13 protein-coding genes are annotated in these 12681 nt (G+C 70.1%); 4 read left to right on the forward strand and 9 right to left on the reverse strand.

From position 1 onward, the window contains the following. Nucleotides 1-195: 195 nt before the first annotated feature. The 5 genes from rlmB to OG206_RS14875 form a co-directional block, all read right to left on the reverse strand. Nucleotides 196-1152, reverse strand: coding sequence for a 23S rRNA (guanosine(2251)-2'-O)-methyltransferase RlmB (gene rlmB, locus OG206_RS14855; protein ID WP_327116173.1), 957 nt, complete (start codon nt 1150-1152; stop codon nt 196-198). A 106-nt stretch (nt 1153-1258) separates the two neighbouring features. Further along, nucleotides 1259-2659: a cysteine--tRNA ligase gene (gene cysS / locus OG206_RS14860; RefSeq protein ID WP_327116175.1), complete on the reverse strand. Its 1401-nt coding sequence runs from the start codon at nt 2657-2659 to the stop codon at nt 1259-1261. Between the two features lie 159 nt (nt 2660-2818). Next, on the reverse strand, nt 2819-3334 hold the full coding sequence (gene ispF / locus OG206_RS14865; RefSeq protein ID WP_327116177.1) for a 2-C-methyl-D-erythritol 2,4-cyclodiphosphate synthase: 516 nt from the start codon (nt 3332-3334) through the stop codon (nt 2819-2821). Then, nucleotides 3324-4088 carry a 2-C-methyl-D-erythritol 4-phosphate cytidylyltransferase gene (ispD, locus tag OG206_RS14870; protein ID WP_327116179.1) on the reverse strand — a complete coding sequence of 255 codons (765 nt, stop codon included), beginning with the start codon at nt 4086-4088 and terminating at the stop codon, nt 3324-3326. The genes ispF and ispD overlap by 11 nt, the downstream gene beginning before the upstream one ends. A gap of 368 nt (nt 4089-4456) precedes the next feature. Beyond that, a complete protein-coding gene (locus OG206_RS14875) occupies nt 4457-4939 on the reverse strand; it encodes a CarD family transcriptional regulator (protein ID WP_006380568.1) in 483 nt (160 codons plus the stop codon). A gap of 705 nt (nt 4940-5644) precedes the next feature. Here OG206_RS14875 and OG206_RS14880 point away from each other — a divergent pair. Further along, on the forward strand, nt 5645-6307 hold the full coding sequence (locus OG206_RS14880; protein ID WP_327116181.1) for a DUF461 domain-containing protein: 663 nt from the start codon (nt 5645-5647) through the stop codon (nt 6305-6307). A 93-nt stretch (nt 6308-6400) separates the two neighbouring features. Here OG206_RS14880 and OG206_RS14885 read toward each other — a convergent pair whose 3' ends face one another. Continuing rightward, on the reverse strand, nt 6401-7081 hold the full coding sequence (locus OG206_RS14885; protein ID WP_327116183.1) for a response regulator transcription factor: 681 nt from the start codon (nt 7079-7081) through the stop codon (nt 6401-6403). Then, complete coding sequence (locus tag OG206_RS14890; protein WP_327116185.1) at nt 7078-8346, reverse strand: sensor histidine kinase; 1269 nt, start codon at nt 8344-8346, stop codon at nt 7078-7080. The genes OG206_RS14885 and OG206_RS14890 overlap by 4 nt, the downstream gene beginning before the upstream one ends. 199 nt (nt 8347-8545) lie before the next feature. Here OG206_RS14890 and phoU point away from each other — a divergent pair, with 199 nt between their 5' ends. Both phoU and OG206_RS14900 read left to right on the forward strand, forming a co-directional pair. Continuing rightward, a complete protein-coding gene (phoU, locus tag OG206_RS14895; RefSeq protein WP_327116187.1) occupies nt 8546-9223 on the forward strand; it encodes a phosphate signaling complex protein PhoU in 678 nt (225 codons plus the stop codon). Nucleotides 9224-9525: 302 nt separating this feature from the next. After that, the gene (locus OG206_RS14900) at nt 9526-9666 is read left to right on the forward strand and encodes a hypothetical protein (RefSeq protein ID WP_327116189.1); all 141 of its coding nucleotides are present in this window, start codon (nt 9526-9528) and stop codon (nt 9664-9666) included. 75 nt (nt 9667-9741) lie between these two features. Here OG206_RS14900 and OG206_RS14905 read toward each other — a convergent pair whose 3' ends face one another. Then, nucleotides 9742-11106, reverse strand: coding sequence for an MDR family MFS transporter (locus tag OG206_RS14905; protein ID WP_327116191.1), 1365 nt, complete (start codon nt 11104-11106; stop codon nt 9742-9744). 197 nt (nt 11107-11303) lie between these two features. On the opposite strand from OG206_RS14905, the gene OG206_RS14910 reads away from it, so the two are divergent. Next, nucleotides 11304-12065, forward strand: coding sequence for a phosphoglyceromutase (locus tag OG206_RS14910; protein ID WP_327116193.1), 762 nt, complete (start codon nt 11304-11306; stop codon nt 12063-12065). Nucleotides 12066-12166: 101 nt separating this feature from the next. On the opposite strand, the gene OG206_RS14915 is transcribed toward OG206_RS14910, so the two are convergent. Further along, the gene (locus tag OG206_RS14915) at nt 12167-12442 is read right to left on the reverse strand and encodes a ribosomal protein L7/L12 (RefSeq protein WP_327116195.1); all 276 of its coding nucleotides are present in this window, start codon (nt 12440-12442) and stop codon (nt 12167-12169) included. Between the last annotated feature and the right edge of the window lie 239 nt (nt 12443-12681).

Raw genomic sequence — 12681 nt, forward strand, 5'->3', positions numbered from 1 at the left:
GCAGGAGGGCGAGCCCGTACGGAGATCCGCCACCACAGCGGGTGCAGCGCCGCGCGGACAGGTGGCGTACTCCGCCTGAACTGGCGACGACCCGGCGTCATGGATTACGCGTAACGCGCCTCGCCGGGGTACCGGCGGGACGCACGGGGCGCGGCGTCGAGGAGAATCCCGGCCGCCCCGCCCCGCCACCGCGGCTCACGCCCGGCGGCGGGCCACCTCGTAGAGCACGATGCCCGCGGCCACACCGGCGTTCAGCGATTCGGCGCCGCCCGGCATCGAGATCCGGACCCGGTAGTCGCACGTCTCGCCGACGAGGCGGCCGAGCCCCTTGCCCTCGCTGCCGATGACGATGACGACGGGGCCCGCCAGCTCCTGCAGGTCCTCGACGGTGTGCTCGCCGTCGGCGGCGAGGCCGACCACGGTGAGGCCCGCCTTCTGGTAGCCCTCAAGGGCGCGGGTCAGATTGGTGACGCGCGAGACGGGAGTACGAGCCGCGGTGCCGGCCGAGGACTTCCAGGCCCCGGCCGTCATGCCGGCCGCCCGGCGCTCGGGGACGACCACGCCGTGACCGCCGAAGGCGGAGACGGAGCGCACGATCGCGCCGAGGTTACGGGGGTCGGTGACGCCGTCGAGCGCGACGATCAGCGGGTCCTCGTTGTTGTCGTACGCGGCGGCGGTGAGGTCCTCCGGGTGCGCGTACTCGTAGGGCGGGACCTGGAGGACGAGGCCCTGGTGGTTCAGGCCGTTCGTCATCCGGTCGAGCTCGGGGCGCGGGGCCTCCATGAGGTGGATGTTGCCGCGCTCACCGGCGAGCTGCAGCGCCTCGCGGACCCGCTCGTCGTTGTCGATGTACTGCTGGACGTAGAGCGTGGTCGCGGGGACACCGTCGCGCAGCGCCTCGAAGACCGGGTTACGGCCGACGACCATCTCCGAGGTGCCCTTGGCGCCACCACGGCGCGGGGCGGGACGGCGGGCCGCGGCCTGCTTGGCCTGGGCGTTCGCCACCCTGTTCTTCTTGTGTCCCTTACGGACGGAGGCGGGCGGCGTCGGTCCCTTGCCTTCGAGACCACGGCGTCGCTGGCCACCGCTGCCGACCTGCATGCCCTTCTTGTTGGACGTGCGGCGGTTCCTGCGCTGGCTGTTCCCGGCCATGACCTACCTGTTTCGTTGCTTCAGAAAAACGTCGTCAAGTGAAAGTGTGCCGCCCGGACGGCCGGGCGGCACATTTGCGCTGCTCACGCATGGTGCGAGGACCCGCTCAGCGCGGCCCGAGCGTCCACCGGGGCCCCGTGGGGCCGTCCTCGATGACGATGCCGGACTGGTTGAGCTGGTCGCGGATGGCATCGGCGGCGGGCCAGTCCTTCCGCTCGCGTGCCGACTGCCGCTGGTCGAGGACCAGCCGTACGAGGGTGTCGACCACGCCGTGCAGATCCTCACCGCGGTCGCTCTCGCCCGCCCAGTGCGGGTCGAGCGGGTCCAGACCGAGGACGCCGAGCATGGCGCGCACCTCGGCGAGACGCGCGACCGCGGCCTCCTTGTCGTCGGCCGCGAGAGCGGAGTTGCCCTGCCGGACCGTGGTGTGGACGATCGCGAGCGCCTGCGGGACGCCCAGGTCGTCGTCCATCGCCTCGGCGAACGCGGGCGGCACCTCGGCGGCGGCCGCGACCGGACCCCCGGCCTTCTCCACCACGCGCTGGACGAAGCCCTCGATCCGCGCGAAGGCCGACTCGGCCTCGCGCAGGGAGTCCTCGCTGTACTCGATCATGGAACGGTAGTGCGGGGTGCCGAGGTAGTACCGCAGGACGATGGGGCGCCAGGCCTTCACCATCTCGCTGACCAGGACGGAGTTGCCGAGGGACTTCGACATCTTCTCGCCGGACATCGTGACCCAGCCGTTGTGCACCCAGTACTTCGCGAACTCGTCGCCGAAGGCCTTGGCCTGGGCGATCTCGTTCTCGTGGTGCGGGAAGATCAGGTCGATGCCGCCGCCGTGGATGTCGAAGGCGCTGCCGAGGTACTTGTGGGCCATCGCCGAGCACTCCAGGTGCCAGCCGGGCCGGCCGCGGCCCCACGGGGTCTCCCAGCTCGGCTCGCCGGGCTTGGCGGCCTTCCACATGGCGAAGTCCCGCAGGTCGCGCTTGCCGGTCTCGTTGTCGCCCGAGGGCTGGCGCAGGTCGTCCAGGTCCTGGTTGGACAGCTCGAGATATCCCTCGTACGAGCGCACGTCGAAGTAGACGTTGCCGTCGGCCTCGTAGGCGTGGCCGCGCTCGATGAGGCCGCGCATCATCTCGACCATCTCGGTGATGTGGCCGGTGGCGCGCGGCTCGTACGTCGGCGGGAGGCAGCCCAGGGTGTCGTAACCGGCGTTGAACGCCCGCTCGTTCTCGTAGCCGATGGCCCACCAGGGGCGCCCCTGCTCGGCCGACTTCTTGATGATTTTGTCGTCGATGTCGGTGACGTTCCTGATGAACGTGACGTCGTAACCGCGGTACTCGAACCAGCGGCGCATGATGTCGAAGTTCAGCCCCGACCGGATGTGACCGATGTGCGGGGCGGCCTGGACAGTCGCGCCACAGAGGTAGATCGAGACGCAGCCCGCTGTGAGCGGGGTGAAGTCACGGATCTGCCGGGCGTTGGTGTCGTGCAGGCGAATAGTCACGCCTCAAGGGTAGTGGGCCCGCACCAGTGCCCAGCGCCCCCTGTGGAAAACGTGTCACAACTAATCGATGACGGTGGCGCCGGGCGCCCGCGCGGCCCCTCCCGCGGGCAGCGTCAGGGCGCCCCGGGCCCGCCGCGGCTGCGGGCCCGGGCTCCCGGGTCAGCCCGTGGCGCGGTAGACCAGCGCGGTCGCGATGCCCGCGACGCCCTCGCCCCGGCCGGTGAACCCGAGGCCGTCGGAGGTGGCAGCGGACAGGGAGACGGGGGCGCCGACCGCGTCGGAGAGCACCTTCTGCGCCTCCTCCCGGCGCTTGCCGATCTTCGGGCGCAGACCGACGACCTGCACGGCGACATTGCCGATCCCGAAGCCCTCGGACCGCACGATCCGCGCGGCCTCGGTGAGGAGGGTGACCCCGGAGGCTCCGGACCACTCGGGACGGCCGGTGCCGAAGTGCTGCCCCAGGTCGCCGAGTCCGGCGGCCGAGAACAGGGCGTTGCAGGCAGCGTGGGCCACGACGTCCGCGTCGGAGTGCCCGGCCAGACCGGGCCCCTCGCCCTCCCAGAGCAGACCCGCGCACCAGAGGTCGCGGCCCTCCTCGAACGCGTGGATGTCGGTCCCGATCCCGACGAGCGGAATCACGGGCACGGACTGCTCACGTGCTGTTTCAGAACCCATCGTTCGCCCTCCGGCGTGCGAGAACGGCCTCGGCCAGGACCAGGTCCAGCGGCCGGGTCACCTTGAATGCCTCTTCGTGGCCGGGCACGACGACGACGGTCCCGCCCAGCCGCTCGACCATGCCCGCGTCGTCCGTCGCCCCGTCCCCGTCGACGGCCACACGCTCGTGCGCCCGGACCAGCGTGGCCCGGTCGAAACCCTGAGGCGTCTGCACGGCCCGCAGTCGCGCCCGTACGGGGGTCGAGAGCACCGGCTCGGGAGCGCCCGGCTCCCCCGGCTCGACCTCCTTGACCGTGTCGGCGAGCGGCAGCGCGGGGACGACCGCGGGTGCCCCGTCACGCACGGCCTCGATGACGGCGTCCACTGTGTCGACGGGCACGAGCGGCCGCGCGGCGTCGTGGACCAGCACGACGGAGACGTCGTCCGGCAGGGCGTCGATGCCCAGCCTCACGGACTCCTGGCGTGTGGCGCCGCCGGGGACGACGACGTAATCGGTGCGCTCGGGCAGCGCGTGGCCGTCGATGAGGTTCTTGACCTCGGGCGCGCCGTCCGGGGGCGCGACCACGACGACGAGCGAGACGGCGCGGGACGCGGCCATCGCCCGTACCGCGTGGATGAGCATCGGGGTACCGCCGAGGGCGCGCAGCGCCTTGGGAGTACCCGGGCCGAGCCGCACCCCGCGGCCGGCCGCGGGGATCACCGCTGCGGTGCGGCCGGTACTCGGTTCAGCGGGCGTCGGGGACATCGGTGACATCGGTTGCACTCCGAAGCTTCGGCAGGTTTGTTTCCACGGCCGACATGGGTAGTGGGCCCAGTGAGCCGGGCGCGACGCCTCGACCTGACCGGGACCCCTTCCGTGACCCCTGGTCGGCCGAGCCGCCGACAGGGCTTGAAGAGGGTGCGAGGTTATCGAGGGACGCGACACCGGGACGCGGCCGGGGTAGGTCTCCCGGATCCCGCCACCGGAGGCTGCCCCCGTCGGCTCCGCGCTGCCCGGGAGACGAAACATGCCGCGGTGCCTGATGACTCGCCGTAAAAACGGCTCGTCAGCAGGCACCGCGGCATATGTACACAGACCGGACACTTCTCGCCGGTGTCATCCGGTCATCGGTGTCGTCCGGATCAGGACGCGAGAACCTCGTCGAGAAGGGCCTCGGCCTTGTCCTCGTTCGTGTTCTCCGCGAGGGCGAGCTCGCTCACCAGGATCTGGCGGGCCTTGGCGAGCATGCGCTTCTCACCTGCGGAGAGACCACGCTCGCGCTCGCGACGCCACAGGTCACGAACCACTTCGGCGACCTTGATGACATCGCCGGAGGCGAGCTTCTCGAGATTTGCCTTGTAGCGTCGGGACCAGTTCGTCGGCTCTTCGGCGTACGGTGCGCGCAGCACCTCGAAGACCCGGTCCAGGCCTTCCTGCCCGACCACGTCACGCACACCGACGAACTCCGCGTTGTCCGCCGGCACACGAACCGTCAGGTCGCCCTGGGCGACCTTGAGCACCAAGTAGGTCTTGTCCACGCCTTTGATCTGGCGAGTTTCGATAGCCTCGATCAGCGCGGCCCCGTGATGGGGATAGACCACGGTGTCGCCAACCTTGAACGTCATGTGACAGGTACCCCTTCCGTGGCTATCCAGAGTAACACGAGAACAGCTTCTCCTGAATGGCGTTTTCGCAGGTCAGGGCATATCTCAGGGCTTGACAACTGCAACACGAACGTGCTGCGGAGGCCTTCCGGAAGGCGATATTCGCAGGTCGGAGCGGGCGTACGGGCGAGCCGAAACGCACCCGTCACACGGCCCGGAAGTCCTCCAGAAGGGGACGAACATCCCGTTTTGTCGCGTTCCGGATGGTGAACTTTCCCTGCCCCGTTCGAACATCGATCACTCGTACGGGCCTTAGCTCCATGGTCAATGAAATTGATCAACGGTTGCAGGCCGGGTGGATTATGCGCGCGAAATGCGCCGCCCCGGGGAATTGGATCACCGCGCGCTCAACACGCCGCCGGACCGCCTTATGTGAACGCGGTGCGAATCCACGCGGCCGCGGGCCGCCGGACCGCACGGAACACCTCACGCATCCACCCCGGCGGGCCGCGGGCCGGGCGCGTCGGCCGCCGGACACCTCCGCGTCGGCGTGCACGGTCCGCAGTCCGACCGTCCCGGGGGGCGGGTCGGGTGCGGGCCCGGGACGACGGCTCGGTAACCTGAAGCCCGCTGACACACACTTAGGGCGGCTTTACGGCCGCTCGGGCCTTCCTGTCCGCAGAGTCCGAAGTCCGCAGTCCGAACGTTCAAGGAGTTGCCGCCGCCGTGAGCCGCAGCCTTCGACACGGCGCCCTCGCCGCCACTGCCCTCGTGTTCTCGATCGCCACCCTGTCCGCCTGCGGTGCCGGCAACAACGCGCAGACGCTCCAGGTCAGGCCGGACAACGCAGCCACCGCTGTCGACGGCATCAAGATCCAGAACCTCAACGTGATCACGCAGCCGGATCACGAGGCCGAGGGCCCGGCCGTCATCAGCGCCACCCTCTTCAACGACACCACGAAGCGTGAGGTCCTGGAGAAGATCACTCTGCCCGGCGGAAACGCCACGGTGAAGCTCCATCCCGCCAAGGGCAAGGGCCCGCTCGTGCTCCCGGCCGGCGGACGGCTCGTGCTCGGCGGCAAGAACAACGCCTCCGCCGTGATCGAGAACGGCCGTCAGGTCGGTGCGGACGGAAGCGTGCAGAACGTGGCCTTCACGTTCAGCGAGACCGGGGACATCGAGCTCGGCGCCTCCGTCGTGCCGGCGACCAGCTTCTTCGAGAAGTTCGGCCCCAGCACGCTGCCGACTCCGAAGCCCACGGCCACCCCCTCGGGCGACGCGTCCGAGACTCCGGGTGCCGAATCCGGCAGCCCGTCCGCGTCCGGCGAACCGTCGACGCCTGCGGACGGATCGGCCACCCCGTCGGACGAGGCCTCCGCCTCCGAGTGACACGTACGCGCCCGCCCGTCGCGGGCGGACGCACGCGCGTGTGGGGGGTGTCTCCGGCCGGAGACACCCCCCACAACGCTGTCAGTGCCCGGTTTACGGCTCGAACTTGTAGCCCAGGCCGCGCACGGTCACGAGATAACGCGGCGCCCCCGGATCGGGCTCGATCTTCGCCCGGAGCCGCTTGACGTGGACGTCCAGGGTCTTGGTGTCCCCGACGTAGTCCGCGCCCCACACCCGGTCGATCAGCTGCATACGTGTCAGTACGCGCCCGGCGTTGCGCAGGAGCATCTCGAGCAGGTCGAACTCCTTCAGCGGGAGGTCCACCTTGCCGCCGGAGACGGTGACGACGTGACGGTCCACGTCCATCCGGACCGGACCGGCCTCCAGGGCCGCCGGCGTGATCTCCTCGGGCTCGCCGCGGCGGCGCAGGACGGCGCGGATGCGTGCCACCAGCTCCCGCGAGGAGAACGGCTTGGTCACGTAGTCGTCGGCTCCTATCTCCAGGCCGACGACCTTGTCGATCTCGCTGTCCTTGGCGGTGACCATGATCACCGGGACGTTCGACCGCACGCGGAGCTGACGGCAGACCTCCGTACCGGGCAGGCCCGGCAGCATCAGGTCGAGGAGCACGAGATCGGCGCCGTTGCGCTCGAACTCGTCGAGGCCGTCCGGGCCGGTGGCCGCGATGGCCACCTCGAAACCTTCCTTGCGCAGCATGTAGGACAGGGCGTCGCTGAAGGATTCCTCATCCTCGACGACAAGCACTCGGGTCACGGAAGAGCCTCCGGGGCAGGAAATGGTTCAAAAGTATCGGTCTCGTACGGCCCCTCGTCGTCGACTGCGTCGTCGAGGACGAACGGTCCGCCGTTGGTACGACCCCTCACGACGCCCGACTCGGGCAGTCGCAGGGTGAACGTGGAGCCCTGTCCCTCGGAGCTCCAGACGGTGACCTCCCCGCCGTGCGAGGCGGCCACATGCTTGACGATGGCGAGGCCGAGACCGGTGCCACCGGTGGCCCTCGATCGGGCCGGATCGACGCGGTAGAACCGCTCGAAGACCCGCTCGCGGTCCTTCTCGGAGATGCCGATGCCCTGGTCGGTCACGGCTATCTCGATGAGATCCCCGCCGGGCGCGGCGAGCCGACGAGCGGCGATACCGACGCGCGTACGGGCGGGGCTGTAGTTGACGGCGTTCTCCACGAGATTGCCGAGTGCGGCCGCGAGCTGGCCGCGGTTGCCCCAGACGAAGAGCTCCTCCGTGCCGCCCGAGGCCATGGTGATCTGCTTGGAGCCCGCCTGCTGGCGGCACCGGTCGATGGCCTCGACGACCAACTCCTCCACGCGTACGGGTTCGGCGTCCTCCAGCGGGTCGTCGTTCTGCACCCGGGAGAGGTCGATGAGCTCCTGCACGAGGTTGGTCAGCCGGGTCGCCTCGATCTGCATGCGGCCGGCGAACCTCTCCACCGCCTCCGGATCGTCGGAGGCGTCCATGACGGCCTCGGAGAGCAGCGAGAGCGCACCCACCGGGGTCTTGAGCTCATGGCTGACGTTGGCGACGAAGTCGCGCCGGACCGCTTCTATGCGGCGCGCCTCCGTGAGGTCCTCGACCAGGAGCAGGACCAGGCGTGACCCCAGCGGAGCCACCCTGGCGGAAACGGCCAAGGCCTCGCCGCGGCCCGTGCCCCGGCGCGGCAGGTCCAGCTCCCCCTGACGTATCTCGCCGTCCCGGCGGGTGTCCCTGGCCATGTGGAGCATCGGCTCCACGGCCAGGCGACCGCCCCTGACCAGGCCCAGCGCATACGCGGCGGAGCTGGCTTTGACCACGCTGTCGCTCTCGTCGAGCACGACCGCGGACGAGCTGAGTACGGAGAGGACGGTGTCGACCCCCGGGGGCAGCGGGGCGTTGCTGTCGGGCCGCAGGGACGTGCGCGTCGGCCGCTTCTGCTCGCGCTCGCTCCAGCGGAACGCCAGCACAGCGATCACACCGGTACAGAGCCCGGCGATCGCGGCAGCTGCGGCGACCGCCGCGTTCACGTCCATGCTTCAAGGTTATGCGGGGTCGCCGACACTCTCCCAGCCATCCGAGTGCCATCTCGAACACTCGTCGCCCAGAGTTCACCAAGGGGATAGTGACGGTTCACTTAGGAGGCCGGATCCCGACGCGTTGGGGCCGCACCGTGGCAGCGTGGGGGTCGGCCCAGTGACCCCGGCCTCAGCAAGGATCTGGAGAGGGACTTCCATGCGCGACGCTTATCACGAGGAACTCGATTCGATCGGCGAGGGCCTGGTCGAGATGGCCCGCCTCGTCGGCTCGGCCATCGGACGGGCGACGACGTCCATGCTCGACGCCGATCTCAAGCTCGCCGAGAGCGTGATCGCCGCGGACCAGAAGGTCGACGACCTGCAGCACGACCTGGAGGCGCGCGCCATCGCACTGCTCGCGCGCCAGCAGCCGGTCGCCACGGATCTGCGGATCGTGGTGACCTCGCTGCGGATGAGCGCCGACCTGGAGCGGTCGGGCGACCTCGCCCAGCACGTCGCCAAGCTCGCGCGGCTCCGCTTCCCGGCGACCGCGGTGCCCAACGACCTGCACGCCACCATCCTGGAGATGGGCCAGCTCGCCCAGCGGCTGATGGCGAAGTCCGCCGAGGTCATCATCACCAAGGACGTCGACCTGGCACTCCAGCTGGAGCAGGACGACGACGAGATGGATCTGCTGCACCGCACGCTGTTCCAGCACCTGATGGACGACCGCTGGAAGCACGGCATCGAGACGGCCGTCGACGTGACGCTGCTCGGCCGGTACTACGAGCGCTTCGCCGACCACGCCGTATCGGTCGCCAAGCGCGTCGTCTACCTGGTCACGGGTGAGCACGCGGACGAGATGCAGGCTCCGGCCTCGGTGGACGGGGCGTAGGGCTCCGGCCCCGGCGACGGGGCTCCTGCCTCGTGGGGGGCGGTCGGGGGCCCCGCCACCGGCGGGGGCCCGTCGGGGGCTCCGGCCTCGGTGAAGGGGGCGCGAAGGGCGCGACGACCACCGCGCCCGTACGTCTGTTCCCCTACGTGCGCCGTTGATGCGCCCTCCTGACGGGGCATGCAATGGGTGCGGGGGCGGCGCGCCATGCCGTACATCCCCCGCCGTCGTCATGTTCGCGCCGTGCACGACGCACAGCGCGCATGTGCCGTACGCCGTCGAGTCGTACTCCCTGAGGAGGGACCATGGCCGATTCCCCCGTGACCGAACCCCAGCAGGAGCCCCCGACCGAAGTGGTGCATCTCACCGTGCTGGGGGCCTGCGGCTGCGGCTCGGGCTGCGGGTGCGGCTGCCAGTCCGGCGCTCCCTGCCAGTGCGGCGGCTGACCCCGGCCCGGCAACGCGACGGCGGTGCCCCGCAGAGGACACCTGTCCGCTGCGGGGCACCGCCGTCGCGCGCTCTCAGAGGGACGAGCCGGTGCCCCCGGGCCCCGCAGCGACGGCCCGGTCGGCAGGCGCCGCCTCGTGCGCGACCACGACGGCCGGTGCGGCCAGTGACGCCTGGGTCGCGGGCGCCGCGGGTGCGACGGGAGCCGCCTGCGCGGCCTTCACCGCACCCGGCAGTTCGAGCTTCCGCATCAGCAGCCAGTAGCCGGCGGCAGTGACGGTGCCCAATACCGCGCAGGTCCCCCAGAGCCAGGCCGCGCCGTAGTGGTCGATCACGAAGCCGGACATCAGCGGGGCGACCAGCGCCGCCACCGACCAGGACATCGTGTACATCCCCTGGTAGCGGCCACGGCCGTGCGACGGGGACAGCTGTACGACGATGCCCGTCTGCGTCGGCGCGTTGACGATCTCCGCGAGGGTCCATACGCAGACCGTCAGCGCGTACACCCCGACGGATCCGGCGAAGGCGGTCAGCCCGAACCCGTACCCGGCGAGCAAGGACGAGATGATCAGCAGCCGGCGCGGATCGCGGTGCTGGATGAAGCGGGTCACGGGGATCTGGAGGACCACGATCAGTACCCCGTTGACGGCGATGGCCGTACCGAAGTCCGAAGCGGACAGCCCGTCCGCGCCCATGGCCACCGGCAGCCCGACGTACCCCTGCTGGAAGATCAGCGCGACAAGGAACGACAGCCCGACGACGCCCATGTAGCGCCCGTCGCGCAGGACCGTGCTCAGCCGCACGTCGTCCGGCGGGCGGACCCCGGCGACCCGGGGCGCCTGCTCCGGCCTGGACTCCGGCACCTTGAGGAAGACGACGACGGCGCACACCAGGGTCAGGGCGGCTTCGCCCATGAAGCCGGCGAGGTAGCTGTACTCGGCGATGAACCCCGCACCTGCCGATGAGACGGCGAACCCCAGGTTGACGGCCCAGTAGTTGAGCGAGAAGGCCCGCACCCGGTCCTCGGGGCGGACGATGTCGGCCATCATCGCCTGCACGGCGGGGCGCGAGGCGTTGCTCGCCATGCCGACGACGAACGCCACGCCCGCGATCGCCACCGGGTGCACCATGAACCCGAGCACGGCGACGGACACCGCGGTCGACAACTGCGCGATCAGCATCGTCGGCCGGCGGCCGATCCGGTCCGTCATCACCCCGGCACCCAGCGACGAGACGACCCCGCCGAGCCCGTGGAGCGCGGCGACGAGACCGGCGTACGAGGCCGAGTAGCCCCGGTCCAGGGTCAGGTAGAGCGCCATGAACGTGGCGACGAAGGCCCCGAGACGGTTGACCAGTGTGCTGGTCCACAGCCACCAGAACTCCCGGGGGAAGCCGGCGACCGTCTCGTGTGCCGCCTTTCTGAGACCGGCGACGGACATAAAAACTTCCCCCAGGGACGTAAGGAATGGACGCGGACCTGTAAGCGGTACCGCAGCTGTCCGAACATTACGAAGGTGAAATCTCCGACCGCCACTCAATTGACGCCGCCCGTCAATCGCCAGGCCCCCGCGGCGGCCGCGGTCCGCCCCTTGGCCGGGCGCGCGGAGCCCGTTCGGGTTCGATTACGCTCGGACCCATGGCCGACGCACCGTACAAGCTGATCCTCCTCCGCCACGGCGAGAGCGAATGGAACGCGAAGAACCTGTTCACCGGATGGGTGGACGTAGACCTCACCGACAAGGGCGAGAAGGAGGCGGTACGCGGCGGTGAGCTGCTCAAGGACGCCGGCCTGCTCCCCGACGTCGTGCACACCTCCCTCCAGAAGCGCGCGATCCGCACCGCCCAGCTCGGGCTCGAGGCAGCGGACCGCCACTGGATCCCCGTCCACCGCTCCTGGCGGCTGAACGAGCGCCACTACGGCGCGCTGCAGGGCAAGGACAAGGCCCAGACGCTCGCCGAGTTCGGCGAGGAGCAGTTCATGCTGTGGCGCCGCTCCTACGACACCCCGCCGCCGGCGCTCGAAGACGGCGCGGAGTTCTCGCAGAGCGCCGACCCGCGCTACGCGACGATCCCGACGGAACTGCGCCCGCGCACGGAGTGCCTCAAGGACGTCGTCGAGCGCATGCTGCCGTACTGGTACGACGGCATCGTCCCGGACCTCCTCGACGGCAAGACCGTCCTGGTCGCCGCCCACGGCAACAGCCTCCGCGGCCTGGTGAAGCACCTGGACGGCATCTCCGACGACGCCATCTCGGGCCTCAACATCCCGACCGGCATCCCGCTCTCCTACGAGCTGGACGCCGACTTCCGCCCCCTGAAGCCGGGCGGCACCTACCTGGACCCGGACGCGGCGAAGGCTGCGATCGAGGCTGTGAAGAACCAGGGCAAGAAGAAGTAAGCAGAGCTGAAGAAGCCCCCCACCTGCGGGTTTTCCGCGTGGTGGGGGGCTTTTCGGTGTGTTGGGCGACTGTGGGCCGTCAGCCGGTCGATCGCTTCATCTCAGGACTTGAGGAAGTCCGGCCCCGGCTGTTCCCTCATCTGCGCCAGTGCTCCCGCAGCAAGGAGGGCCGTGACAGCCGCCTCAGCGTCTTCCTGAGATACGCCGTCGAGGATCAGAGCGGGAACCTGCACGGCCAGGGCTTTGCTACGCCAGAGACTCAGGCCGGTCAGTCGGCGCACGACCTGCGCGACGTCCAGCACGCGGATGCCGGGATCGGTGAGCACGACGTCATGGGGGATGCCGTCGCACACCAGCAAGAAGTAGTCGTCCGCCATGGCCCTCCCCCTCTCTCGAACTCGGAGCGTACGATCCCTCAACCGCCGTGTCGTGCCGATTTGGTGGACCCGAAGACAGCGGCCGCGGCCATAGGAGAGCGCGGCGCCCCGAGCTCGGGGGAAGCCGCTTGACCGGCGGCGACTCGCTGAGGCAGGTGCCGAACGGCAGGGCGCCGTGGTTCCGGGCCGGACAGCCGATACCCGAGTTCGCTCCTTCATCAACCGTTCACAGCAGCCGC

The sequence above is a fragment of the Streptomyces sp. NBC_01341 genome, from assembly GCF_035946055.1.
Classification (GTDB): Bacteria; Actinomycetota; Actinomycetes; order Streptomycetales; family Streptomycetaceae; genus Streptomyces.